This is a genomic window from Pseudanabaena sp. PCC 9330 (assembly GCF_055795045.1).
Window position 1 is genome coordinate 67,661 of the sequence record NZ_JAYFES010000066.1, and the last position, 24,377, is coordinate 92,037.

General features: G+C 57.4%; 25 protein-coding genes. 14 read left to right on the top strand and 11 right to left on the bottom strand.

Going from position 1 to position 24,377, the window contains the following annotated elements:
- Positions 1 to 109 precede the first annotated feature (109 nt).
- Entirely contained in the window at positions 110 to 529 is a 420-nt protein-coding gene (locus tag AC0QKW_RS04590) for an acyl-CoA thioesterase (RefSeq protein ID WP_473149875.1), read from the bottom strand.
- 128 nt (positions 530 to 657) lie between these two features.
- Here AC0QKW_RS04590 and AC0QKW_RS04595 point away from each other — a divergent pair, with 128 nt between their 5' ends.
- Together AC0QKW_RS04595 and AC0QKW_RS04600 are read left to right on the top strand one after the other, a co-directional pair.
- A complete protein-coding gene (locus AC0QKW_RS04595) occupies positions 658 to 1,512 on the top strand; it encodes a universal stress protein (RefSeq protein WP_473149876.1) in 855 nt (284 codons plus the stop codon).
- A gap of 234 nt (positions 1,513 to 1,746) precedes the next feature.
- Positions 1,747 to 2,463 carry a biliverdin-producing heme oxygenase gene (locus tag AC0QKW_RS04600; protein ID WP_473149877.1) on the top strand — a complete coding sequence of 239 codons (717 nt, stop codon included), beginning with the start codon at positions 1,747 to 1,749 and terminating at the stop codon, positions 2,461 to 2,463.
- A gap of 238 nt (positions 2,464 to 2,701) precedes the next feature.
- Here AC0QKW_RS04600 and rpsN read toward each other — a convergent pair whose 3' ends face one another.
- Positions 2,702 to 3,004, bottom strand: coding sequence for a 30S ribosomal protein S14 (rpsN, locus tag AC0QKW_RS04605; RefSeq protein WP_473149878.1), 303 nt, complete (start codon positions 3,002 to 3,004; stop codon positions 2,702 to 2,704).
- Between the two features lie 494 nt (positions 3,005 to 3,498).
- Here rpsN and AC0QKW_RS04610 point away from each other — a divergent pair, with 494 nt between their 5' ends.
- Positions 3,499 to 4,287 (top strand): DUF362 domain-containing protein, encoded by a 789-nt coding sequence (locus AC0QKW_RS04610; protein WP_473149879.1) that lies wholly within the window; start codon positions 3,499 to 3,501, stop codon positions 4,285 to 4,287.
- Positions 4,288 to 4,298: 11 nt separating this feature from the next.
- Here the strand turns inward: AC0QKW_RS04610 and AC0QKW_RS04615 are convergent, their stop codons facing one another.
- Positions 4,299 to 4,823 carry a hypothetical protein gene (locus AC0QKW_RS04615; RefSeq protein ID WP_473149880.1) on the bottom strand — a complete coding sequence of 175 codons (525 nt, stop codon included), beginning with the start codon at positions 4,821 to 4,823 and terminating at the stop codon, positions 4,299 to 4,301.
- A gap of 216 nt (positions 4,824 to 5,039) precedes the next feature.
- On the opposite strand from AC0QKW_RS04615, the gene dxs reads away from it, so the two are divergent.
- Positions 5,040 to 6,947 carry a 1-deoxy-D-xylulose-5-phosphate synthase gene (gene dxs, locus AC0QKW_RS04620; RefSeq protein WP_473149881.1) on the top strand — a complete coding sequence of 636 codons (1,908 nt, stop codon included), beginning with the start codon at positions 5,040 to 5,042 and terminating at the stop codon, positions 6,945 to 6,947.
- 206 nt (positions 6,948 to 7,153) lie between these two features.
- Positions 7,154 to 7,324 carry a hypothetical protein gene (locus tag AC0QKW_RS04625; protein WP_473149882.1) on the top strand — a complete coding sequence of 57 codons (171 nt, stop codon included), beginning with the start codon at positions 7,154 to 7,156 and terminating at the stop codon, positions 7,322 to 7,324.
- A 198-nt stretch (positions 7,325 to 7,522) separates the two neighbouring features.
- On the opposite strand, the gene AC0QKW_RS04630 is transcribed toward AC0QKW_RS04625, so the two are convergent.
- Positions 7,523 to 7,645 (bottom strand): hypothetical protein, encoded by a 123-nt coding sequence (locus tag AC0QKW_RS04630; protein ID WP_473149883.1) that lies wholly within the window; start codon positions 7,643 to 7,645, stop codon positions 7,523 to 7,525.
- Between the two features lie 118 nt (positions 7,646 to 7,763).
- The gene (locus AC0QKW_RS04635) at positions 7,764 to 7,916 is read right to left on the bottom strand and encodes a hypothetical protein (RefSeq protein WP_473149884.1); all 153 of its coding nucleotides are present in this window, start codon (positions 7,914 to 7,916) and stop codon (positions 7,764 to 7,766) included.
- A gap of 494 nt (positions 7,917 to 8,410) precedes the next feature.
- Between AC0QKW_RS04635 and AC0QKW_RS04640 the strand changes: the two genes are divergently transcribed.
- Positions 8,411 to 10,264 carry an NAD(P)H-quinone oxidoreductase subunit F gene (locus tag AC0QKW_RS04640; RefSeq protein WP_473149885.1) on the top strand — a complete coding sequence of 618 codons (1,854 nt, stop codon included), beginning with the start codon at positions 8,411 to 8,413 and terminating at the stop codon, positions 10,262 to 10,264.
- Positions 10,265 to 10,349: 85 nt separating this feature from the next.
- Positions 10,350 to 11,930, top strand: coding sequence for an NADH-quinone oxidoreductase subunit M (locus tag AC0QKW_RS04645; RefSeq protein WP_473149886.1), 1,581 nt, complete (start codon positions 10,350 to 10,352; stop codon positions 11,928 to 11,930).
- Between the two features lie 140 nt (positions 11,931 to 12,070).
- Here the strand turns inward: AC0QKW_RS04645 and AC0QKW_RS04650 are convergent, their stop codons facing one another.
- On the bottom strand, positions 12,071 to 12,499 hold the full coding sequence (locus tag AC0QKW_RS04650) for an NUDIX hydrolase (protein WP_473149887.1): 429 nt from the start codon (positions 12,497 to 12,499) through the stop codon (positions 12,071 to 12,073).
- 135 nt (positions 12,500 to 12,634) lie between these two features.
- Between AC0QKW_RS04650 and AC0QKW_RS04655 the strand changes: the two genes are divergently transcribed.
- Both AC0QKW_RS04655 and AC0QKW_RS04660 read left to right on the top strand, forming a co-directional pair.
- The gene (locus AC0QKW_RS04655; RefSeq protein WP_473149888.1) at positions 12,635 to 13,930 is read left to right on the top strand and encodes a CO2 hydration protein; all 1,296 of its coding nucleotides are present in this window, start codon (positions 12,635 to 12,637) and stop codon (positions 13,928 to 13,930) included.
- 141 nt (positions 13,931 to 14,071) lie between these two features.
- A complete protein-coding gene (locus AC0QKW_RS04660) occupies positions 14,072 to 14,473 on the top strand; it encodes a fasciclin domain-containing protein (protein ID WP_473149889.1) in 402 nt (133 codons plus the stop codon).
- Between the two features lie 121 nt (positions 14,474 to 14,594).
- Here AC0QKW_RS04660 and ftsH3 read toward each other — a convergent pair whose 3' ends face one another.
- From ftsH3 to AC0QKW_RS04675, 3 genes are all read right to left on the bottom strand, one after another.
- A complete protein-coding gene (gene ftsH3 / locus AC0QKW_RS04665; RefSeq protein WP_473149890.1) occupies positions 14,595 to 16,436 on the bottom strand; it encodes an ATP-dependent zinc metalloprotease FtsH3 in 1,842 nt (613 codons plus the stop codon).
- Positions 16,437 to 16,601: 165 nt separating this feature from the next.
- Entirely contained in the window at positions 16,602 to 17,432 is an 831-nt protein-coding gene (locus tag AC0QKW_RS04670) for an aminotransferase class IV (protein WP_473149891.1), read from the bottom strand.
- Between the two features lie 72 nt (positions 17,433 to 17,504).
- Positions 17,505 to 18,068, bottom strand: coding sequence for a hypothetical protein (locus AC0QKW_RS04675; protein ID WP_473149892.1), 564 nt, complete (start codon positions 18,066 to 18,068; stop codon positions 17,505 to 17,507).
- Between the two features lie 50 nt (positions 18,069 to 18,118).
- On the opposite strand from AC0QKW_RS04675, the gene AC0QKW_RS04680 reads away from it, so the two are divergent.
- Positions 18,119 to 19,114 carry a hypothetical protein gene (locus AC0QKW_RS04680; RefSeq protein WP_473149893.1) on the top strand — a complete coding sequence of 332 codons (996 nt, stop codon included), beginning with the start codon at positions 18,119 to 18,121 and terminating at the stop codon, positions 19,112 to 19,114.
- Here the strand turns inward: AC0QKW_RS04680 and AC0QKW_RS04685 are convergent.
- Both AC0QKW_RS04685 and AC0QKW_RS04690 read right to left on the bottom strand, forming a co-directional pair.
- The gene (locus AC0QKW_RS04685; protein WP_473149894.1) at positions 19,107 to 19,514 is read right to left on the bottom strand and encodes a helix-turn-helix domain-containing protein; all 408 of its coding nucleotides are present in this window, start codon (positions 19,512 to 19,514) and stop codon (positions 19,107 to 19,109) included. The two genes, AC0QKW_RS04680 and AC0QKW_RS04685, sit on opposite strands and share 8 nt — an antisense overlap.
- Positions 19,514 to 19,801 (bottom strand): type II toxin-antitoxin system HigB family toxin, encoded by a 288-nt coding sequence (locus AC0QKW_RS04690; protein ID WP_473149895.1) that lies wholly within the window; start codon positions 19,799 to 19,801, stop codon positions 19,514 to 19,516. The genes AC0QKW_RS04685 and AC0QKW_RS04690 overlap by 1 nt, the downstream gene beginning before the upstream one ends.
- 203 nt (positions 19,802 to 20,004) lie before the next feature.
- Between AC0QKW_RS04690 and cbiD the strand changes: the two genes are divergently transcribed.
- The 4 genes from cbiD to AC0QKW_RS04710 all read left to right on the top strand — a co-directional run bounded on the left by cbiD (position 20,005) and on the right by AC0QKW_RS04710 (position 24,191).
- Complete coding sequence (gene cbiD / locus AC0QKW_RS04695; RefSeq protein WP_473149896.1) at positions 20,005 to 21,132, top strand: cobalt-precorrin-5B (C(1))-methyltransferase CbiD; 1,128 nt, start codon at positions 20,005 to 20,007, stop codon at positions 21,130 to 21,132.
- A 293-nt stretch (positions 21,133 to 21,425) separates the two neighbouring features.
- Complete coding sequence (gene guaA, locus AC0QKW_RS04700) at positions 21,426 to 23,039, top strand: glutamine-hydrolyzing GMP synthase (RefSeq protein ID WP_473149897.1); 1,614 nt, start codon at positions 21,426 to 21,428, stop codon at positions 23,037 to 23,039.
- 130 nt (positions 23,040 to 23,169) lie between these two features.
- The gene (locus tag AC0QKW_RS04705) at positions 23,170 to 23,529 is read left to right on the top strand and encodes a hypothetical protein (RefSeq protein WP_473149898.1); all 360 of its coding nucleotides are present in this window, start codon (positions 23,170 to 23,172) and stop codon (positions 23,527 to 23,529) included.
- Between the two features lie 242 nt (positions 23,530 to 23,771).
- The gene (locus AC0QKW_RS04710) at positions 23,772 to 24,191 is read left to right on the top strand and encodes a YggT family protein (protein WP_473149899.1); all 420 of its coding nucleotides are present in this window, start codon (positions 23,772 to 23,774) and stop codon (positions 24,189 to 24,191) included.
- Positions 24,192 to 24,377: the final 186 nt, after the last annotated feature.

The following is a 24,377-nucleotide window of genomic DNA, read 5'->3' on the forward strand; positions in this document are numbered from 1 at the left end:
GTAAAGTTTTGGGCGTACTTTTGGCCCTTCCCTCTCTACCAAGTGAGGTTCCCCTAGGCAGACCCATCGGTCTGCCCCTCGGCGCCATCCTCCTAACCCCACTACTTCTCTAACCCATCCCATCCAGCGCCGCCTGCAGTTCCTCCGGCAATTGTCGTAGCACTCGGCGGGTTTTAAGGTCTACCGTGGCCAGGGTGACGGTGCCTTCGAGGCAGGTTTCCTCGGTGGCGGCGTTTTGAATGTCGTAGTGCCAGACAATGCGCACGCCACGAAAGGGGTCAAAGCGAGCTTTGATCAGGGCTGTGTCGCCCAGAGCCAGCGATCGCCGATATTTCAGCCCTAGATCGACCACCGGCAGATCAACTCCAGCCTTGACCCAGTCGGCAAAGGTGACGCCGCTGGTGCTGAGACAGTGGACCCGCGCCTCCTCCATCCAGGCGATGTAGGTGCCGTGCCAGACAATGCCCGCATAGTCGGTGTGGTGGGGTTGTACCACTACCGGGTACTCAAACCAGTGAATCGTTTCCATAGATGGTGCTCAGGGGAGATCGCTGTGTAGTGCTAGCGGGTGGGCCGACTCTACTACAAATTATGAATCCGGCCAAAATAGGCTCAAAACCAATGCCTATGATGATTTGAGAACACCACCAAAAAACCATGATAGAAAAAATTCTTTTGGCTGACTCCGGCACCGGCAACACCGAAGTCATGATGAAAGCGCTGATGGAGATTCCCCTCGTGCAGCGGGCTTCAGTGACGGTGCTGCACGTGGTGCCATCTCAAGTGTCTGCCGAGGTGATGGCCGAGCGGTGGGAAGCCGGTGGTCGCACCCTGGCCACTGCCATCACCGCCCTCAACCTCGACCCCAGCCGGGTCACCGCTGTACTGCGGGAGGGTGACCCCAAAGACGTTGTGATTCAGGTCGCGGAAGAAGTTGATGCGGATCTGATTGTGATGGGGTCCCGAGGTCTCCAGGGGCTGAAGGCGATTCTCGAAAACTCCGTTAGCCAGTACGTGTTTCAGCTGTCGTCGCGGCCCATGCTGCTGGTCAAAGATGACCTCTATAGCATCCGCCCCATCAAGCGTGTCATGGTCGCCATGGATAAGTCTGACTCCGCTAAAGAAGGGCTCAACATTGCCATTTCGCTGCTGCGCGACATCAAGGGTGGCGAGCTGACCCTGGTGCATACCGTGTCTAGCCTAAAGGCCAAACCCTTTGACGTGGCCAGCACCGACCCCAACCAAGACCCCATTTTGACGGCGGCGGCGGCTGAGGCCAAAAAGTACGGCATTAACTACAAGCTGTCGGCCCCCGAGGGTAAGCCGGGTCGCCGCATCTGTGAACTGGCCGAAGACCGCAATATGGATCTGATCATTTTAGGGTCACCCGATCGCCGCCCCACCATCGCCAAAGGTCTACCCGACCTCGACAAAATTTTGGGCGAGTCGCTGACCGACTTTGTGCGGGTCTACGCCCCCTGCCCCGTGCTGCTCACCCGCATGGCGGGGTGAAGCCGCGATCGCCCTGTAGTCATGGCTGAAAACGCTATGCTTTCAGCCATGGGCCGTAAGAATTCGTAATGGAAAGGGGTCTCAGATCAGTCTAGATTTAAACAAATGTGGCCCTAAGTAATGGCAAATTAAGTTTCCCGTCCGCTAAGGACTTAACCTTGTCTGGGCCGACATTGTCTAACCAAAACTCTGTTTAAACCTCACCTTTAACTAACCTAGAGCGAGACAGTCAGCATGAGCAGTAACCTATCCACCGAGCTGCGCGAAGGCACCAAAAAAGCCCATACCATGGCCGAAAACATGGGCTTTGTGCGCTGCTTTTTGCGGGGCGTGGTCGAGAAGAACTCCTACCGCAAGCTGGTGGCCAACTTTTACTACGCCTACGCCGCCATGGAAGAGGAGCTAGAGCGCCACAAAGATCATCCCGTGGTCTCTACGGTTTACTTCCCCGAGCTGCACCGCAAGGCGTCGTTAGAGTCTGATTTGGCCTACTACTATGGCCCCAACTGGGCTAAAGAAATTTCCATGACCCCCGGTGGTCAGCGCTACGTCGATCGCATCCGCGAAGTCGGCAATACTGCGCCTGAGTTGCTGGTGAGCCACTCCTACACGCGCTACATCGGCGACCTGTCCGGGGGGCAAATTCTCAAGGGCATTGCCCAGCGGGCGATGAACCTCTCCGAAGGGGAGGGTACTGCCTTCTACGAGTTTCCCGAAATTTCCGACGAAAAAGCCTTTAAGGCCAAGTACCGCGAGTCCATGGATTCTGCCCCGGTGGATGACGCCATGATCGCCCGTATCGTCGAAGAAGCCAACGATGCCTTTGGCGTCAACATGGAGATGTTCCAGGAGCTGGAAGGCAATCTGATTAAGGCGATCGGTCAGATGCTGTTTAACACCTTGACCAGCCGCCGTCGTCGGGGCAGCACCGAGCTGGCCACCGCTGAGTAGAGCCTCTCTAGTTAGCGCTGACTGTGCCTAAATCTCTGAAAAGGAAGCGCCTAAGAGTCGCTTCCTTTTTTTGTTTGCTGCTTTTGGTTTCTGCGACGATTACGGTAGATGCAGAGATAGAAACCCGGTTTCTCATTGCCCAACAAACAAAAGGGGCTCAAGCATCGCTTAAACCCCTTCAAAAATCTAAACTCAAGACCCTGTCCAGAAAGCTGGATTCAGAAATTCAAAAGCTAATCTACCAGCTCGACTTAACGACGCCGGGCAGCAGACCCTGGTGAGCCATTTCGCGCAGCTTGTTGCGGCACAGGCCAAAGTCGCGGTAGTAGCCACGGGGACGACCGGTCATCCAGCAGCGATTGTGCAGGCGAGTCGGCGCGCTGTCGCGGGGTAGCTGCTGAATTTTGCGGTGGATTGCCACTCGCTCTTGCTGATTTTCAGCACTGTTGAACTCTTCCATTAGCGCCTGACGCTTTTTGGCGTACCGCTCAACAGTCTTTTCCCGCTTGCGCTCCCGCGCAATCATGCTTTTCTTAGCCATTTGGTTTCTCTAGTCGTAAGACCTTTTTATCACAGACACAGTCTACTACTATACGCGACACAACCTAGGGGAGTAAACCCCTATAGCTCGGTTTTTAGAGCATTGTCTGTTCTTATGTCAAATCTGTTGGTATACCCCCGGCTTGTAGGGGCATTGCACTGCTCCCTACGGAGGTATCGGTTGCGAATCGGGGTTGTGTGACTCGGGTTTGATCTCAGCGGCTCAGGTTGAAGCAATGCTAATGCCGGTTCGGTTTTCTGCCCTCGGAATGGCCCTAAAGCCTCACTACAGTGAGATAAGACGATTTTTATTGCCGGAAGAATTTAAGGAGATGTAGCTATGACCAGCCTGATAACGTGGATATTCTTTGCCTGGGCCATTGGCATCATCATGGTGCAGTTCACTAGCTAGGGCTGTGTCTAGCTCGCTGTTAATGGACTGTAATCAGTCTGAACCCCTAATCTTTTGGCCTTTACGTTTAGATGGCACCCTCTATGCCCTACTTAGCCCCGCTGTCGGTGGTGACGACCCCCAGCGATCGCTTTCAATACACCCCACCCGTTGCCGCCCAGGGGGCTCGCCGCATTCTCGTTAAACCCAACCTGGGCTACCCGGTGGGGCCGCCGGTCACCGTCAGCATGGGGGTGCTGGGAGAGGTGATTCGCAGTTTGCGACAGCACAGCCCCAAGGCCGAGATCCTGATCGTCGAAGGGGTCTGCTCGAAGGTGGCCTTCGAGAGCATCATGGCGAAGCTCGGCGTCCACCACTTGCTCTCAGAAGGAGTGGAGCTGCTCAATGCCGATGCGTTAGAACTGTGGGAATACCCCAACCGATCGCCCAATCCGGTGCGGTTCAAAACCATGTGGGCCCCCAAGCTGCTGCAAGAGGTTGACTGCTGTCTGTCGGTCAGCGCCTTCAAGCGCACCCAGCTGAAGGGGGCACCGCTGATCTCGGCGTCGCTGAAGAACCTGTACGGTCTTTTCCCTAGGGAGCGCTACAAAGCGCGTAGCCCCAATTCTCGAGGGCAGCTCCACCGTCCCTCGGTGCCGCTGGTTTTGCAGGATGTCTACACCACCCTGGGCCACTTCTTCGTGGGCGGAGTTGTAGACTGTACCGAAAAATTTGTCAGCCGCGACTGGCAACCCGATCGCGGCGATGGCATCCCGATTGGCCGGGTAATCTCTGGAGATGACCTGCTGGCGGTCGATAGAACTGCCTGCCAGGTGGGTCAGGAGGCCATCCCCGACTACATCATGGCCCTAGAGCAACTGCGCCAGGGCTAGGGGCACCTGACCTAGCGAGAGAGAATAAACGTGGGCGCTAGGTCTTCGGGACGATAGCCAGCGGCAGAGCACTGGGCCATAGATTCGGGGAGGGCTAGATCGGTGGCACTGGCCACACCCACCACGCAATCGGCAAAACGCAGGGGCAGTATGCTGCGGCGGCAGTTGTTGAGCACGCTGGTCGAGTTGTCTACTGCCAGCTTGGCATGGATATTGCTGACGCAGGTGGCCAGTTCTTTAGGGCGGCGATCGCTCTGACAGGCCACTAGAGCTTGGCTGGCCTCCACGTCTGCTCCATTGGTAATATCGAGGGTGCAGCTTGCCAGGTCAGTGGGGTGCAGGGCTTGACCACAGGCTCCAGCCGCGACGGCGGTCTCGAGACCGGCCTCGATCAGGGAGCGGGTGCAGGTCTCAAAATCGTTGGCGATCGCACGGGGAGCGGCCAGCATTACCATTGGCGCGGCTAGTCCGGCAATCAGCGTAAACGGTATTGCTGGGCACTGGCGACGAGTGGCGGAAGCAAGAGAATGAACCATAACAGAACGTTAAAGGTTATATAGCTTGGTAAACAGGCGTAAGCAGTGGTTGCAGACTGTTGATCAATTAATTACAGCGAATTAATTCCACAGAGTTAGTTTTAGGCTGGCATTGGGTAGACCGATGCGACCCCTTCAATGTTTCTGGTCGTTGAATCTTCTACAGTGAAGAGTAGCAGGAAAAACTCCATTGCGTGACGCAGAGGTTAAGGCAGTATGCACTTGAGTGACATAACTCACCCCAATCAACTCCACGGTCTATCCGTTCGCCAGCTCGAAGACGTGGCCCGCCAGATTCGCGAAAAGCATCTGGAGACCGTGGCGGCGAGTGGGGGGCACCTCGGCCCTGGCCTAGGCGTGGTGGAGTTGACCCTGGCCCTCTACCAAACCCTTGACCTCGATCGCGACAAAGTCACCTGGGATGTGGGCCACCAGGCCTATCCCCACAAGCTGATCACCGGGCGCTACCACGAGTTTCACACCCTGCGCCAAAAAGACGGCGTAGCGGGCTATCTGAAGCGCAGCGAGAGCAAGTTTGACCACTTTGGCGCAGGTCATGCCTCCACCAGCATTTCGGCGGCCCTGGGCATGGCCCTAGCCCGCGACATGGCAGGCGATAACTACAAGGTGGCGGCCATCATTGGCGACGGGGCGCTGACCGGGGGCATGGCCCTAGAGGCCATCAACCATGCCGGGCACCTGCCCAACACCAACCTGCTGGTGGTGCTCAACGACAACGAAATGTCGATCTCGCCCAACGTGGGGGCCATCCCCCGCTACCTCAACAAAATGCGCCTCAGCCCGCCGGTGCAGTTTCTTACCGACAACCTGGAAGAGCAGTTCAAGCATCTGCCCTTTGTCGGTGAGTCGCTGTCGCCCGAGCTCGACCGGGTGAAGGAAGGCATGAAGCGCCTGGCGGTGCCCAAGGTGGGGGCCGTGTTTGAAGAACTGGGCTTTACCTACATGGGGCCGGTGGATGGCCACAATCTGCAAGAGCTGATCGCCACCTTCAAAGAAGCCCACAAGCACACTGGGCCAGTGCTGGTGCATGTGGCGACTACGAAGGGCAAGGGCTATGCGATCGCCGAAAAAGACCAGGTCGGCTACCACGCCCAGTCGCCCTTTAACCTGTCTACCGGCAAAGGAGTGCCCTCGACCAAGCCCAAGCCCCCCAGCTACTCGAAGGTGTTTGCCGAAACCCTGATCAAATTAGCTGAAGACAACCCCAAGATTGTCGGTATTACCGCCGCTATGGCCACCGGCACCGGGTTGGATAAGCTGCAACAGGCTCTGCCCAAGCAGTACATCGATGTCGGCATCGCCGAACAGCACGCCGTTACTCTGGCCGCTGGTCTGGCCTGCGAAGGTATGCGCCCCGTCGCGGCGATCTACTCCACGTTCCTCCAGCGCGGCTTTGATCAGATCGTCCACGACGTGTGCATTCAAAAGCTGCCGGTGTTCTTCTGCCTCGACCGGGCAGGCATTGTCGGGGCCGACGGGCCGACCCACCAGGGCCTCTACGACATCGCCTACCTGCGCTGCATTCCCAACATTGTGCTGATGGCCCCTAAAGACGAGGCCGAGATGCAGCGGATGATGGTCACGGGGATTGACTATAAAGCGGGGGCGATCGCTATGCGCTATCCCCGTGGCAGTGGCTACGGTGCTCCCCTCATGGAAGAGGGCTGGGAACCCCTACCCATTGGCGAAGCCGAGGTGCTGCGCCAGGGTGACGATGTGCTGCTGCTGGGCTATGGCTCCATGGTTTACCCCGCTATGCAGACCGCCGAGATTCTCAGTGAGCACGGCATTGAGGCCACGGTGGTCAACGCTCGCTTTGCCAAACCCCTCGATGAGGCGCTGATCTTGCCCCTGGCGCGGGAAATCGGCAAAGTCGTCACCTTCGAAGAGGGCTGCCTGATGGGCGGCTTTGGCTCTGCCGTGGCTGAGTCAATTTTGGATGCCCAGGTGCCTGCCCAGGTGCTGCGCATTGGGGTGCCCGATATTCTCGTTGACCATGCCACCCCCGACCAGTCAAAGGCTGCGCTGGGGTTGACTCCGTCCCAGATGGCTGAGCGCATTTTGGCCACTTATCAAGTCGAGAAACCGTCCCTAGTGCGTTAACCAAGAGACAATAACCAAATTGCCCCGCCTGAATTATTCAGGCGGGGCAATTTTTATCTCTTTGTCAACAATAGGCATTGAGTTCTGGGAACGGTCTCTAGTTTATGGCTCTACTGAGGGGGCGATCGCCCCTTCTGTCTTCCCGCATATCACAACCGACGAGCCATAGGGTAGGCTAAGAAAGCAAACGACACACACCCAAACCTATGGCTAACCTCGAACCCACTGTCAGCCCTACCATTGAGCGATCTAAGTCGGGCTTTAACGACTACGCCGAGCGCATCAACGGGCGGGCTGCCATGGTGGGCTTTGTGGCGCTGGTGCTGTTTGAGCTGGCGACCGGGCAGGCGATCGTCACCTGGCTGGGGCTGCGATAGCCTAGACCAGCTGATATTGAGCAAAGGCTCAATAGGCGAAACTTTACTTTATCCTCCACACCCTCGCCGTAACAATTTCTCTCAGTACTGCCCTTTGCCCCGCAGCCGAGAAACTCCTCCAGAGAAACTCCATCCTCACTACATTTGTTGCATTCAGGAGACAGACCCATCAAGGCGCTTTTTAGAAAACAACCGTGGCTAGCCACAGCGCTCACCGTCGGCGCAGTCGATGGACTGATGGGTGCGGCAGAAGAGAAAGTGTCTTTGGCTCTGTTTGGGCTGCTGCTGGCGGGTGGGGCCGTGACCTTGGGTTGGGGACATATTCAACGTCACGCGGCGACCTCTAACCGAGCGGCTGTACTGCTGTACCCGCCAGGGCAAGTTTATGCGCCCCCATCTATGGGCCTAAACGACCTACAAGCCAAAACGGATGACGAGTCTACCCCCCGAAGTGGGCATTGACGAACACCCCAGTCATGGGGCCCTGGGTGGGTAAAGGTACGCCTACCTCGGCGGTGTCGATTTCGGGGAGTTGGGCGATCGCAGGTAGGCTCTCGGTCAGCAGCGATCGCAAAAACCCTTCGTCGACCACAAGAATTTGTTACAGAATCTTTTGCAAAGCTCAATAGCCGAGTCTAATTAACTGTAAGTATTGTAAGTAGGGAAGTTCGGGGGCCGCGCGCCTAGGCAGGCGGTTCACTTCCTCCATCCCCACCAGCATCTTCTATCTAATTGCTCCCACCTACTTAGACCTCTAGATCCATAGCCAGTTCTGGCTAGCATTGATTGACTGACACCGATAGATCCACCACTTTGGATCCCGAGCAATGCTAAAACCAGTACTCATTATTGAAATTTATAAATCAGAATCAAAAATCAAATTGGATTAGATCAATTTACCCCTTACTTTTTGGTGCGGACTTTGGTTAAACTCTACTTCAAGATAACGATAGACTTAAGCCTATCGAAAGGAGAGCTTGATTGACTTAGGCCTATGTGCTGATTGACTCCCTGGGGTTAGTCTGCTTTTAACCAACCTCAGTCAGACTCAGCGTTTTATGTCCTTTTGCCCGAGGATGACCCCTTATGACCCCAATTCTGGCCCAGACGAGCTGGCTGATTCCACTCTACCCGCTGCTAGGGGCGCTACTGACCATTCCCTGGTCGCCCGCCTTTGTGACCCGCACCGGGCCGCGCCCGGCGGGATATATCAACATTGTCACCACAGCTCTGGCCCTAGGGCATAGCCTGCTGGCGTTTTTGGCCTTTTGGGGCAAGTCGTCGCCGCAGTTCTTCTTTGCCCCCTGGCTAGATGTGGCGGGGCTAAATCTCACCATTCCTTTAGAGGCATCGGCCATTACCCTAGGGGCCTGCGTGCTGATTACTAGTCTAAACCTGTTGGCCCAGATCTACGCCGTGGGCTATTTAGAAATGGACTGGGGCTGGGGCCGATTCTTCGCCATGATGGCCCTGTTTGAGGCCGGTCTATGCGCTCTGGTGTTGTGCAACTCGCTGCTGTTTGCCTACATGCTGCTAGAGATTCTCACCCTGGGTACTTACCTGCTGGTGGGCTTTTGGTACAACCAATCGCTGGTGGTGACCGGGGCGCGAGATGCCTTTTTGACCAAGCGGGTGGGCGACCTGGTGCTGCTGATGGCGGTGCTGGCGATCTATCCCCTGGCCCACACCTGGGACTTTCGAGAACTGGCGGCCTGGGCGCAGACCGCAAATATCGATCCTTCTCTGATGACGCTGATTGCCATTGGACTGATTGCTGGCCCGATGAGCAAGTGCGCCCAGTTCCCCCTACACCTGTGGCTAGATGAGGCTATGGAAGGGCCGTTGCCCAGCACCATTTTGCGGAATGCGGTGGTGGTGACGACCGGGGTGTGGGTGCTGGTAAAACTGGATCCGGTGATTGCTCTGTCGTCGACGGCCAGCGCCTTTGCGATCGCCGTCGGGGCCGTCACCGCGATCGGGGCTACCCTCATTTCCGCTGCCCAAATTGACGTCAAGCGAGTGCTGTCTTACCTCAGCAGCGCCTACATGGGCCTCATGTTTATCGCCGTCGGTGCTCACCAGCCCGATGCGGCGCTGCTGCTAGCGCTGATCTATGCCTTGGGAATGGCGGCTCTGGTGATGGGCGCAGGCTCGATCATTATCAACATCACTACCCAGGATTTGACCCAGATGGGGGGGCTGTGGGGTCGTCGCCCAGTCACCGCCCTGGCGATGATCGCCGGAGCCGCTGGCCTGGTAGCTCTGCCTCCCCTGGGTGGGTTTTGGGCCATGCTGTCGCTGGTGTCGGGCCTGTGGGATGCCCAGCGGGGGCTGCTGGTGGCGATTGTGCTCTTGGTCAACTGGCTCGCGGCCTTTAGTTTGGCCCGAATGATAGGGCTAATCTTTGCGGGCAACACCCAGCAGATGACCATTCGTGCCCCAGAGCCGATTTGGCTGATCGTGCTGCCTATGGCCTTAGTGGGGGGCTTTACTCTGCACCTGCCGCTGGTGATGGCCCAGCTTAACCTGCTCCCTGTCTGGGCCGAGGTCAGCCAAGACATGGCGCTGCTGCTCACCTGGTCAAGCATTCTGGGCGCTGCGATCGGTACCCTGCTCTACGTCAACCGCGTTTTTGAACATCCGGCTGGCCTAGTGAAAAAGCCGCTGCAAAACCTGTTGGCCTACGACTTTTACACGCCTAAGATCTACCGCAACACATTTGTCCTGGGAGTCGATGTGCTGTCGCGCATGACTGACTGGCTCGATCGCTACGTGGTCGATGGTCTGGTCAATGCCGTAGGCCTGGCCTCCCTCTTTGGCGGTGAAACTCTCAAATACGGCAACACCGGGCAGCTCCAGTTCTACGTGCTGACCATCGCCCTAGGTGTCGCCGGGTTGGGGGTGTTGATGAATTGGTCGGCACTGTCGGCACTGTTTTAGATGACAAAAGTTTTGAGTTTTGAGTTCTTAGTCTTGAATTCAAAACTCAAAATTCAAAATTCAAAACTTTATCCACCCATCCACCATGCTCACACCGCTTCTCCTAATTCCCCTTCTCGGCGCGATCGCCCTCTCCCTCTGGCCAGGCCTCACCAGCGCCCAAGCCCGTAACGGTGCCCTGATCGCCTCCGGTGCCGCCCTGCTGTGGACGGTCTGGCTGTTTACCAAGTTCGATCTCGCCTTTGGCGGCTTTCAGTTCCACGAGTTTTTGCCCTGGCTGCCTGCCCTGGGCCTCAACTACGAACTCAGCCTGGATGGCCTCTCACTGATGATGGTGGCGCTCAATAGCTTGATCACCTGGATCGCTATTTGGAGCAGCTCCCCGGAAACTGAGCGGCCTCGGCTGTTCTACAGCCTGCTGCTGTTAGTGAGCAGTGGGGTGGCGGGGGCCTTTGTAGCCCAGAACCTGATGTTGTTCTTTTTGCTCTACGAAATTGAGCTGGTGCCTCTGTACCTGCTGATTGCCATTTGGGGCGGCGAGAAAAAAGCCTACTCAGCTACCAAGTTTTTGCTCTACACGGCGCTGTCGGGGGCCCTGATGCTGGCCGGGTTCCTCGGTACGGTCTGGCTCAGCGGCGCAGAAGATTTCACTTACCATGCGGTGATGGGGCACGAACTGCCGATGGTGTGGCAGGTGGTCTTGCTGAGCCTGCTGCTGGTGGCCTTTGGCATCAAAATTCCTCTGGTGCCGTTTCACACCTGGCTGCCTGATACCTACGTGTCGGCTTCAACCCCGGTGGCGATGCTGCTGGGCGGGGTGCTGGCCAAGTTGGGCACCTACGGCCTGTTTCGCTTTGGCCTGGGGCTGTTCCCCGATGCCTGGGCGCAGCTCTCGCCCTATCTGGCCACCTGGGCGGCGATCAGCGTTCTCTACGGGGCGGTGACGGCGATCGCCCAAAAAGATATCAAACGCATGGTGGCCTACAGCTCCATTGGGCACATGGGCTATGTGCTGCTGGGCAGTGCAGCGATGACGGATCTGGCCCTGACTGGAGCCATCAGCCAAATGGTGTCCCACGGCATTATTTTGGCGCTGCTGTTTCACTTGGTGGGGGTGATCGAAACCAAGGTGGGCACCCGCGAACTAGACGTGCTGAATGGCCTGATTAACCCGGTGCGGGGGCTGCCGATGATTAGTACTCTACTGGTGCTGGGCGGCATGGCCAGCGCAGGTATTCCTGGTCTGGTGGGGTTTGTCACCGAGTTTCTGGTGTTCCAGGGCAGCTATGCGGTGTACCCGGTTCAGACTCTGCTAGGGGTAATTGGCACGGGCCTGACGGCGGTGTACTTCGTGATTTTGCTCAACCGCACCTGCTTTGGGCGGCTAGACAATGCGATCGCCTACTTCCCCAAAGTCACCTTTTCAGAAAAACTGCCGGCCTACATTTTGGCTAGTCTGATTCTCTTCCTCGGCATCCAGCCCAACTGGCTGGTGAAATGGGGCGAACCGACCGCCAGCGCTATGGTGGCAGCGATGCCGATGGTGCTGAATGAGGTGGTGGCGGTCGAAGTGATCGAGGTCTTGCCCTTTGATCGCACCGAAGCACCTCTCACCGAACCCCTGATATTGCCTATCGCTGCCCTGTCAATACAGGCAACCCCGTAGGGTGCATCCGCGCAGCGATGCACCATCGTATGACGCGACATACCCAAGGCCAACATTTCCTCGGCGGTGCATTACGGCCAATGAATGGGGTGGTACGAGCATGGTGGATCTTAGGCCTAATGCACCCGACGGGCGATGGGCTAGAGGAACTGCCAAATCTCCTCGGGGACGAGGTAGCAGGGGCCAGCGCGGAGGGTTTGAGGCGATCGCCAAACCGCCTCAAACTGCCGCTTCCCTTCCACCGCCGTCAGGCTCTCTCGCTCGTACAGCGACTCATCCACCAACCGCCCGTCGTAGACAAACACCATCTCATGGCCCGGCACCCCTTCGTAGACAAAGATGTTTTCTACAATGCCCAGCAGCGTTACCTCGGTAATGTCAAATCCCAGCTCCTCCTTAATTTCGCGGATTGCTGCCGCTGCGCTGGTCTCACCAAAGTCAATGCCCCCCCCCAAAGGTCGTGCAAACCCCCGCTCTTTTACCGAGTCGTAGGCTTCGTGGACAAGAATCTCCTCGCCCCGTCGCAGTAAACAGAGTGAAATTGGCCGAATTCTTGCTTTTTTACCCATGAGAAAAATTTTAAATTCCGAATTTAGATTTCTTTCTCGAACAAATCTAATTCAAAACTTAAAATTTGTAACTTCTCGCAAACCCACCCCTTCCTTTCTGAGCACGGGAAACCCCTACTAAAATCTAAAATCGCTATGCCTACCCTCACCCAACCCACCACCCTCATTCCCCCCTCCACCCATCCCCACGCTGAGGTAATCCATCGCCTAGAGGCGGGTGGCTCGATGCTGCCCGATACGCCAGAAAACCTGATGCAGATCATCGGGATCTATAAGGCCTACGCCGTGCCGATGGATTTTTACTGGCGCGACCTGCTCTACATTGCCGAGCGAGTGTTTTTGAACCCCATCCCGGCCTTTAAGTACTTTTTGCCCCAGGAATACCTGGATCTGCCCAACCACTACGCTGGCGACACCGCTGACCTGCGGATCTGGCGAGGGGTAGCCACGGCTCACCCAGAACTGCTGGAGTTTATGGAAAAGGGGGAGCTAAAGCGCAAGCTGCCCAAGCTGTTTCACCACCTCTGGCACGATCGCGTCAACATGGAGTTTGCCGAGGCCTGTATGCAGGCCATGCTGTGGCACCAGGACATGGGCGGGCGGTTCAACGACTACTTGTATACCGATGAGTACAAGGCGGCGTGCGATCGCGCCATTCGGGCCTACTTCAAGGGCAACCCCGTCATGCTGGGGCTGCACAAACTCTTCCCCGAGATGTTCTACGAAAAGTGCCGCGAACTCTCCTATTACTCAAATCTTGGCCTGTTTTGGGAAGTGATGGCACCGGTCTTCTTCGAGATGAGCGACATCTACGACGAGGGCGGCTTCGCCGGGGTGCCCGACGCCATGGACTTTTTGGTAAACGGCATTTTTGCAGTGGCGGGTCGCCCCATCTATCACCACGTCTACGTGGGCGACGAATGCTTTGAGCTGATTCCCAAATCCTGTGGCTTTACCTGGCTGTATGAAGCGGCCCTGCCCTACGTCGAAGCCGTGTTCTATCGCACCGCTCCCTTCCGGGGCACCAAATCTTACAATGCTCAGGCCGGGCAGGTGCCCCAGGATCAAAACGACTTCCACTACGGCATCCTCTATGCCGACGTCTTTCCCGTGGGCAGTGCGGGCATTCCCCCCACTCTGCTGATGCAGGACATGCTGCACTTTTTGCCGCCCTATCTGTTGGAGTATTACCAGCAGCACTGCCGGGGCGAAGACGACATGCTGATTCAGCTGGGCATCACCTTCCAGCGCTCGATGTACAACGTCACCTCAGCCGTGATCCAGGCTCTGCGCACCGCGCTGCTGTACCCATTGGATGACCAAAACCCCCGCCACCTGATGGCCAACCGCCAGTTCTTCGAGGCCCAGATGGATCGCTTTGTGCGACCTGAGGCCCGCCTGAGGGACGTCCAGCGGCAGGAGTATCGGTAAAAACCTGACCGGGAGGGGTGCCCAGAGGGCGGGGTGGGTTTAACCACCCTGGGCAGACCCACCCCTACCTCTCCCGGTCGGGGATGCTTGAAGCGTCGTGGTCAACATCCAAAAACCAAACTCACCAATCCAAAATCCTCCATGCCTACCATCGTCGATATCGCTGTCAATACCGAAGGCTTCTCTACCCTAGTTGCCGCCGTTCAGGCTGCCGGACTTGTCGAAGCGCTGCAAAGCCCTGGCCCCTTTACTGTCTTTGCGCCCAACGATGCTGCCTTTGCCAAACTGCCCCCCGGCACCGTGCAAACCTTAGTACAAAACCCGCCCCAGCTCGGTCGCATTCTCAAGTTCCACGTGGTCGCGGGCAAGTACACCAAAGACGAGCTGATCAAGCTTGGTACAGTGGAATCGCTGGAAGGAGCGCCGATTCCAATTGATGGGACTGAAGGATTCGAGGTCAAGAATGCCACAGTGCTAGCTGCCGACATTGAGGCTGACAATGGCATCATCCACGTTCTCGATAACGTGATTTTAATGGGCTGACAAAGAGATTGCTTTGGCTGGTTTTGCCACTGCCTTCTGTGTACTAGGGCCACTATGACAACAAAAAAGGGGATGCCCATTGGGCATCCCCTTTTAATAATTACAAAGGCTTTAGTCTGCCTTACGCGATCGAAGCCATGCTGACATCGTTGGTGGCCAGCAGCATTTGTAGCTCTTCAGAATCTACTGTTTCTTTGTCCACCAGCATCTGGGCCAGTTGGTCAAGCACATGGCGATTGTTGGTTAGCACTTGCTTGGCGCGAATGTAGGCTTGGTCTACCAAGCTACGTACCTCAGAGTCAATGGTGGCGGCGGTTTCTTCAGAGAAATCGCGCTCGGCGGCAATGTCGCGACCCAGGAACATATTGCCCTGCTGGCGACCCAGGGCCACGGGGCCGAGCTTGTCGCTCATGCCGAAGCGGGTGACCATTTGGCGGGCCACACGGGCTACCTGCTGGAGGTCATTGGAAGCCCCCGTGGTCACTTCCTCTTCGCCAAAGATGATCTCTTCGGCAATCCGGCCACCAAGGGCCACGGCCATCTGGTTTTGCAGATAGGAGCGGGAGTAGAGGCCCGACTCCAGGCGATCTTCGCTGGGGGTAAACCAGGTCAGACCACCGGCCCGACCGCGAGGAATGATGCTGATTTTCTGTACGGGGTCGTAGTCGGGCATGAGGGCACCGACCAAGGCGTGACCGGCTTCGTGATAGGCGACTAGCTCTTTGCGCTTTTCGCTCATGACGCGGTCTTTTTTCTCGGGGCCAGCCAGGACGCGATCGATCGCATCGTTGACCTCATCCATCGAGATCTCGGTGAGGTTGCGGCGGGCGGCGAGAATGGCAGCCTCGTTCAGCAGGTTTGACAGGTCGGCCCCGGTGAAGCCAGGAGTGCGACGGGCGATCTTTTGCAGATCGACATCTTTGGAGAATGTCTTGCCACGGGCGTGGACGTTGAGGATCTCCAGGCGACCGGCATAGTCGGGGCGATCGACCACCACCTGACGGTCAAAGCGACCGGGGCGCAGCAGAGCCGCATCCAGCACGTCGGGGCGGTTGGTAGCGGCAATGATGATAATGCCAGTATTGCCCTCGAAACCATCCATCTCGGTCAGGAGCTGGTTGAGGGTCTGCTCACGCTCATCGTTGCCGCCGCCGAGGCCTGCGCCCCGCTGACGACCGACGGCATCAATCTCGTCGATAAATACGATACAGGGAGCGTTGGCCTTGGCTTGCTCGAACAGGTCGCGGACGCGGGAGGCACCCACACCGACAAACATTTCGACAAACTCAGAACCGGAGATGGAGAAGAAGGGCACGCCCGCTTCGCCCGCGACGGCCTTGGCTAGCAGGGTTTTACCGGTACCAGGAGGGCCGACGAGCAGCACGCCCTTGGGAATTTTGGCGCCCACGGCAGTGAAGCGATCGGCATTCTTAAGGAAGTCGACCACCTCGGTCAGCTCCAGCTTGGCCTGCTCAATACCGGCCACATCGCCAAAAGTTACCTGGGTTTGCGGCTCCATCTGCACCCGAGCCTTGGACTTGCCGAAGTTCATCGCCTGGTTGCCGGGGCCGCTCTGGGCGCGGCGCAGCACAAAGAACAGTACCCCCAGCAGCAAGATAGGAATCAGCAGGGTGCTAAAGGCGCGAACCCAGACGCTGTCGTCGCTTTGTGGGGTGACAACGATGTCGACATTATTGGTCTCCAGGGTGCTGATCAGCTCCTGGTCGTTGGGCAGGTTGACGATCACCTGGCCGTTGCCTTCGGGGTCTGTAAAGCGGGCGCGGGTGCGATCGGCGCTGATGCTGACGCGCTCGATTTGGTTATTTTGCACCGCGTCTAAAAACTGGCTGTAGCGCCAGGTCTGGGTTTCGGGGCCAGAGCCATCAAAAATTGCGGTCGCCAGGGCAATCACTACAACGACCAGCAGGGCGTATAGACCTGCGTTTCTCCACCGTTTGTTCACCGGGCTAATGCCTCCACTAACGTCTTGGGATGAACCGTCGCTTAAACCTGTGCCTAAGGAACTGTTCTTTAGGGCTGAATGTCAAACAAGCCGCAATACTGAGAAAGTTATTAACTTATGTTAACGTCTTCTGTTGGAATGGGCTAATCGAATCTCAGAATAGGACTATTTTTCCTCAAAGGCAGCCCGCAAAGCCGCTAGAGCGGGGTGCTGAGGGCTAATCTCCAGTCTACTGCGATCGCCCATTACTGTGTGCCCCAAGCCGGTATGCCCCAACACGCTGTGTATCGGTACCACCTGCACCGCTGAGTTGCTGTAGGCCAGCGCCTCAAACCGCTGAATGATCCCCGGTGGCCAGGGGGCCTGGTTCACCCGCTCTCCGTTTTGCCCCAGGTGGTCAATGATGTGCTGACGTCCAATCCCTGGCAAAAGGCCTGCGCCTAGACCAGGCGTGTGCCACTGACCCTTTGCCCAGCCCCACAGGTTGCCGGTGCTAGTCTCCAACCACTGGCCCCGGGCATCTACTAAAATGGCTTCGCGTGCCCCCTGCTGCTGGGCAGCTTGCAGCGCCAGCCAGGCCCCCAGATAGTTGCCAGTTTTGTAGCTGGGCATGGGCCGCCTGTAGGTTTCGCCTTTGGCGACCCAGGCCACAATTCCCTCAGCCTGTATTTGGTCTAAATCGGTGGGCAGGTGTCGCCCCGTCACCAGGGCGCGACCGTCGGGGAAGACGGTGATGCGCAGAACTGGATATTCATTTAATAGAGTCTCTGCCCCCTGGCGCACCGACGGCCAGTCGGGGCTTGGCCAGCCAAAGTCTTGTAGAGCCTGGGTGAGACGCTGGTGGTGGCCTGACCAACAGGTCAGCGGATGGTCGAGACTGGCCCCATAGACCCGCAGGGTGGTGAATACCGTCGCGCCGTAGAGAAAGGCCGGGTCGTTTGAGGTCAGGGCCAGGGTATCGGTGGGGAAGTAGGTGCCATTAAACCAGTGGGGCATGGGGTAGGGGTGGTGGGGGAGTGGGGGAGTGGGGGAGTGGGGGAGTGGGGGAGTGGGGGAGTGAATGAAGCGCTACCTGGCCACCCAGTTCTGTACCCCAGCCTGCACGAGGCCGATCGCCACCTGCACCAGGGTAAAGCCGACCCCGGCCAGCAGTGCAGCTCGGGCGAGGCCAATGTTGAGTCCGGCGCGCACGGCGGCGATCGCCCCCAGCAATGTCCACCCTGCCAGCCCCAGGGTGATCGGGCGGCCAAATAGGGGGATCACCGTCAGCAGGTTGAGAAGCTGGGGCGTGTAGGCAAACCCCACCGGAATCAGCAATTCCCGGTAGGGGGGCACGGGTGGGTTGATGTAGGTATCGAGCTTCCAGATGGCGTAGGTCCACAGGTAGTACCCGGCGATCACGCCGAGAATGTTGATCAGCACCCCCAGCCCAAACTGAAGCAGCGAGGGCTGGTAGAGCAGCAAGATCAGGCCGCTGCCCAGCCCGTGGGAGGTGGCCGCCAGGGCAACAATGACCTGGGCATAGCGTTTGGCGGCGGGGTAGCGATGGCTGTGCTCGTAGAAGTCTTGGTTGAGGGTGAGGGCGTCGAGCAAGACCTGCCGCAGCCACCTGAAAGAGTGCCGCTGAGCCATAGGTTGTAATCTAGATTACCTGGCCCAGTCTACCCCCAGGGTGGTCAACCATGAAATCTCTAGTCTCTAACCTAGCGGCACGGGCGGTGGGCGATACGAGCAAACTGCTCACTGCCCTGGGGCTATTCTTTTTGGCCTGGGGTACGATCGCCCCGATCAGCACCCTGTCGTGGTGGTTGCAGGATGGCAATGGCCTAGCCGACGAGCGGCCCGATCTGCCCGACGATGCTGTGACCAGCGACGGAGGGCCGTCCTGCTATCTGGTATTTTTAACCGGCGTCGGCGATGTCTCAAACGAAACCCTGGCCGATGGCGAAGCGGTTTTCTTAGACGAGATGGAGGCCGCCGTGCCCAACTGCGTGGTGGTGCGCGATGTGTTTCCCTACTCCGCCACCAGTGACAATGTGGGGGGCCAGCCCTTTTTTCGCTGGCTGTGGCAGGTCAGCGACGATATTGGCGATAGCGACAACCCCGCCCGCATGGTCTTGCAGGCCAGAAACCTCTGGCGCATAGCGCTGTCGGCTGACAACCGCTACGGCCAAGCCTACAACCGGGGCACAGCGGCCACGATCGCAGAGCGGATGGCCGCCGCCGCCGCCATTAATCTAGACGCCGATCCGCCGATTCAACTGGTGATGGCGGGCACCAGCGGCGGCGCCCAGGTGGCCCTGGGGGCAGCCCCCTACCTCAAGCAGTGGCTACCGGTGGAGATCACGGTGATCTCGGTGGGGGGCGTATTTGATGGCCAGGAAGGCTTTGACGCCGCCGAGCAGGTCTACCACCTTCATGGGGAGGGCGATTGGGTCGACAATGTGGGCTCGGCGCTGTTTCCGTCGCGGTGGCGATGGACCTGGGGGTCGCCCTTTAACCAGGCGCGGCGATCGGGGCGGTATCTGCCGATCGCCAGCGGCCCCCACGAACACGACGGCGATCGCGGCTACTTTGGCGAAGATCCGGTGGAGGGGGAAGAATTGGCAGAGGTCACCTATGTGGATCTCACCGTAGAGCAGGTCAAAACCCTACCAATTTGGGATGAGTTTAAATAAAGAGGGCAGGGGAAACATTAAAAAATGCCCCTAGTACTTTAGCTTGGGCCTTGCTAATTGATCGCTTACCATTGACGATTTCAGAAACCAAGCCCCTAGAGCCTATTAGCGGAACTAAATCAGCCTGTCTTAGATCTCTCACCTCCATTAGATGACACAGCATTTCGCCTGGTAAAACGACATCTAGGGGCATCTGATCAATCTGCTGATCTTCATAAGCTTCAAGGAGCGTCGCCAACAGCGTCGCCACAGCTGACTCCTCAGTTGTGAGTTCTTCTCCTTTACTTAGCAAAGTTTCTAACGCAGCTAAAGTCTCCTTATAAGTTGCCTCAGACTGAATGACTTGGGGTTGATAGGTAGCTAGGAGTTCGCCGTAGAAGTTGCGATCAAGGGTGAGCATCAGTCTCTCCATTTACCTTTGTCGTACTCTTGGTGGGTCAATAGGAAACGATAGTAAATAATCTGAGTTTTAAAGTTGCAAATCACAATGAGTCGATAGCTCTTAATATTGAAAACTAAGAATTTTCCAACTTGATCTACCGAGCGGTCATAGGTCTTTCTGATATCGTCTAAGCTGGCCCAGTTGGCCTGCTTCACTACTTTGCACCAAGCCGAAATACGCTTCTGAATATCAGCAGGATAAGCCTGGGCATCTTGGATGATATTGGTCTTTTTGATTAACCTCATTCATTCTAACTCTGGGCCTGCGGAACAATTATGGCTTGAGCTGATACTTCTGGGTCAAGCGCAAACTACAATCAGCTACGCCTATCCTCAAAACCTGCTTTGGTCGGCTGGGAAACAGCTTTTTAGCCTGTAGACACAGAAGTACCCTAAAGCAAAGTTCTCATTATGAGAACAGTGTGTCAATCTTATCGCATTGTTGGCCTATGGCGAATATTCCATCTTCTCTGCCGCGCTCGGGCTATACGCTGCCGGTTTTTGCCTGTGCTGGGGCGATCGCCGCCCTGAGACACCTTCTAGACACAGGCGATTCTCCCCAGACCGTTACCTTCGACCTGCTGAACCCGCCCCAGCCCGCCGACATTCCCATCGATCAGTTGGCCCCGCTGCCCGATGGCTCGGTACTAGCGATTACCCACAGCGACCCTGGCGACAACCTCGACCTCACCCGTCATACTCCGATCTGGTCGGTGGTGGCCTGGGGCAGTGATGACCAGATCGAACGCATCCACATCGACGGCGGCGAGGGCATTGGGCGGCAGGTCAACCACGCCAACGCCCCGGCCATCTACCGCTACGCCAAAGACGTGATGACCCACAACCTGACGCCCCTGCTGCCTGAGGGCAAGACCCTGCGGGTGACGGTGATTTTGCCGGAAGGTAGGGCGCTGGGCGATCGCACCTCCAATGCCGCCTTCGGCGTCGTCGATGGCCTTTCGCTCCTGGGCACCGCCGGCATCTCCGCTCCCCTCAGCGCCCCCGGTCAGCTAGACGAGTCCAGGGCTCTTCTTCGTGCCAAGGCCGCCCAGCATAGTCACTTGGTGTTTTGCCTGGGCGAAAACGGGCTAGATCTGGCCCTCAAACTCGGTATCGACCCTGATCGCCGGGTCAAGACCGCCAACTGGCTGGGGCCAATGCTGGTAGAAGCCGGGCTGCTGGGTCTGTCTGGTGTGCTCTTGCTGGGCTACCACGGCAAGCTGATCAAACTGGCGGGGGGCATCTTTCACACCCACCACCACGTGGCCGACGGCCGTCAAGAGATACTCGCCGCCTGCTGCGCTGGAGTGGCCGTGCCGCTGCCGGTCATTCAAGACATTCTTAAGGCCCCAACCGTCGAGGCCGGGTTGACCATCCTGCGCGATCGCGACGGGGCCATGGCTCAGCGCGTCTACCAGCACATGGTCGAACGCATTGACGAGCGGTCGGCGGCCTACGTCTACGCCCACACGGGGCAGCCGCTGGCGGTGGGCACAATGGTGTTTGACCGGCAGCGGCAGGTGGTAGCGAGCAGCGATCGCGCCCAAGCTCTCTTCGATCAAGTTTTGGTAGACTAGAAGGAATATTTTTTTACCAATCTCCCATAGCAATCTTCTAGCCCTCATCTCTACGCCATGCTTGCGGCCTCTGAGCAAGGCCTTTTTGTTTCCCTCCAGCTGTACCTGTTTCTTCAGATGCAGCGTTTACTGCCCCTGCTAGGAACACCCCGGCCAGAAGCGCCTCTAACCCGTCTTGTTTGCCTCGCGGATCCGCACGGTGCAACATTTATGGCATCGTTAGTTATCCTCTTCCCGCCGCCCTGGCAGCTGCCAACCGTCCCCGAGTACACCACCACCCGCAGGATTAACCCGTGACGACTCAAACCGAACCTACCGCCAACCTTGAGGATGCCTCCCTGCCGGAAGTCAACCGCCAGATGCTGGTGATCTTGGACTTTGGCTCTCAATATTCTGAGCTGATTGCCCGCCGCATTCGCGAGACCGAGGTGTACTCAGAGGTGCTTTCTTATCGCACCACCGCCGAACAGCTCAAGCAGCTCAACCCCAAGGGCATTATTTTCTCGGGTGGGCCAAGCTCAGTCTATGACGCTGGCGCTCCCCACTGTGACCCGGCTATTTGGGAATTGGGCATTCCGGTTTTGGGTGTTTGTTACGGCATGCAGCTGATGGTGCAGCAGCTGGGTGGCCAGGTCGACCGGGCTGAGCGCGGCGAGTACGGCAAGGCGGCTCTGTTTATCGACGACCCCACCGACCTGCTCACCAATGTGGATGATGGCACCACCATGTGGATGAGCCACGGCGACTCGGTGAGCAGCCTGCCTGATGGGTTTGAGCTGCTCGCTCACACCGACAACACCCCCTGCGCCGCCGTCGCCGACCACGCCCGCAAGCTCTACGGGGTGCAGTTTCACCCCGAGGTGGTGCATTCCCAGGGTGGGTTTGCGCTGATTCGCAACTTTGTCTACCACATCTGTGAATGCCACCCCACCTGGACCACTGAGGCTTTTGTAGAAGATGCCATTCGTGAGGTGCGGGCGCGGGTGGGTGACAAGCGGGTGCTGTTGGCCCTCTCGGGCGGGGTCGACTCGTCTACTTTGGCGTTTTTGCTGCACAAGGCGATCGGCGACCAGCTCACCTGCATGTTCATCGACCAGGGCTTTATGCGCAAAGACGAGCCCGAGCGACTGGTAAAGCTGTTTGCTGAGCAGTTTCACATTCCGGTGATTCACGTCAAAGCGCGCGATCGCTTCCTGGCCCAGGTGGCAGGCATTACCGATCCCGAAGAAAAGCGCAAGCGCATCGGCCACGAGTTTATTCGCGTGTTTGAAGAAGAATCTAAGCGCCTTGGCCCCTTTGACTACCTGGCCCAGGGCACCCTCTACCCCGACGTGATCGAGTCTGCCGACACCAATGTAGACCCCAAAACCGGCGAGCGAGTGGCGGTTAAAATCAAGAGTCACCACAATGTCGGTGGCCTGCCCAAAGATCTGCAATTTAAGCTGGTAGAGCCCCTGCGGAAGCTGTTCAAAGACGAAGTGCGCAAAGTGGGTCGCTCTATCGGCTTGCCCGAAGAGATTGTCCGCCGTCAGCCCTTCCCTGGCCCTGGCTTGGCTATTCGCATCATTGGCGAAATCACCGAAGAGCGGCTGGAAATTTTGCGCAATGCCGACTTTGTGGTGCGTGATGAGATCGCTAAGCAGGGCATGTACCACGACTTTTGGCAGGCCTTTGCGGTGCTACTGCCCGTCCGCAGCGTCGGCGTTATGGGTGACCAGCGCACCTACGCCTACCCGATTGTGCTGCGCCTGGTCAGCAGCGAAGACGGCATGACCGCCGACTGGTCGCGGGTGCCCTACGACCTGCTAGAGACCATCTCTAACCGCATCGTCAACGAGGTAGAAGGGGTCAACCGGGTGGTCTACGACATTACCTCCAAACCGCCTGGCACCATCGAGTGGGAGTAGCCACTAGACCGTGCTACCAACACTAACCAGTGCTGCCATCCCGGCAGCCTGCTCCCCAATCGGCAAATAGAAGCTCCTAGTTCGCTCAGCTTTAGATGAGTGAACCGGGAGCCCACAGGCAGTCTCAGCTATGGAATGTGACCACACAGCTCCCTATGCCAAGCTAGCGGTACGGTTCGTCAAGGCTCTAATGGCTGGTGACTTTGACCAAGCCCATGCTTGTTTATCGGCGGAGTTGCGTGCAGACCTCACCCCATCGCACCTGTCTAAAGCCTACGAGGCTATGATTGCCTACGGCGACGGGCCGCCGACCGATGTGGAGCTAATTGTCACGATGGGGAAATGGCAGTTGCCCAAGCGGCGACCCACGGATCTCGGTTGGGCTTATGTGGCGATCGCAGGAAATGGCTACTCCGAAGCTGTCGCTGTGATCGTAGAAGCCGCCGATAGCGAGTTGGCCATTCGCCATCTGGAGTGGGGGCGTCCTTGAGAAGACTTTTAGCCATAAGACTACGATTGACGCGTTGTTTTACCTTAGGGGCATGGCGACGAGAAGGCCTACCCTAGGGTCGGCGTTGCCTGGTTTAACTGGCGACCGGAGCTGGTAACGTGACGTTGACGGCTAAAACGGGCCTATGATTTTCCTACGGTAGTCTCTTACTCTAGACCAGAGCCAAAAGGGCTGGCTGCGCCCTAGGCCCCTAGCGAGAACGTCATCCCCAAGGATTTTCTATGAACAACCCCAACCGCAATGATGATTTTCAGCGACAGCAGGAGTTGAGACAGCAGCAGGAGATCTATCGTCTGCGGCAAGAATCTGATCGATTAAACGCGGCCCAGCGGCGCAGCAAGTTTGTCTGGGCGCGCAACACCATTGCGCTACTGGTGGGGTCACTAGAAATTCTGCTGGGGATTCGGTTCTTTTTGCGGGCGACTGGGGGCAATCCTGAAAATCCCTTTGCGCAGTTCATTTTTAGGCTATCTGAGCCGTTTGTAGCTCCGTTTTCTACGCTGTTTGTCAGCCCCACCGATGCTGCTGCTACCCGCATTTTCGATGTCAATTTGTTGATTGCGATGGTGATCTACGCTCTGCTGGGGGCGATCGCGATCGCCGTGGTCAACTACCTGCAAGGGCAAGCCCCCTACCGCTAGCCGTGGCCCGGTTCGGCATTCACCATAGGGCCGGGTCTGTGGTAAATGCTGATTTACTTTATGAAGCCAGGGTATTACAACGGCTATGGCCTAGTGCTTTGTCAAGCTTTAATTTGTAGGTTGGGTGGAGCGCCAGCAGAACCCAACAAAAGCTTACTGCTGTTGGGTTTCACTTCGTTGCACCCA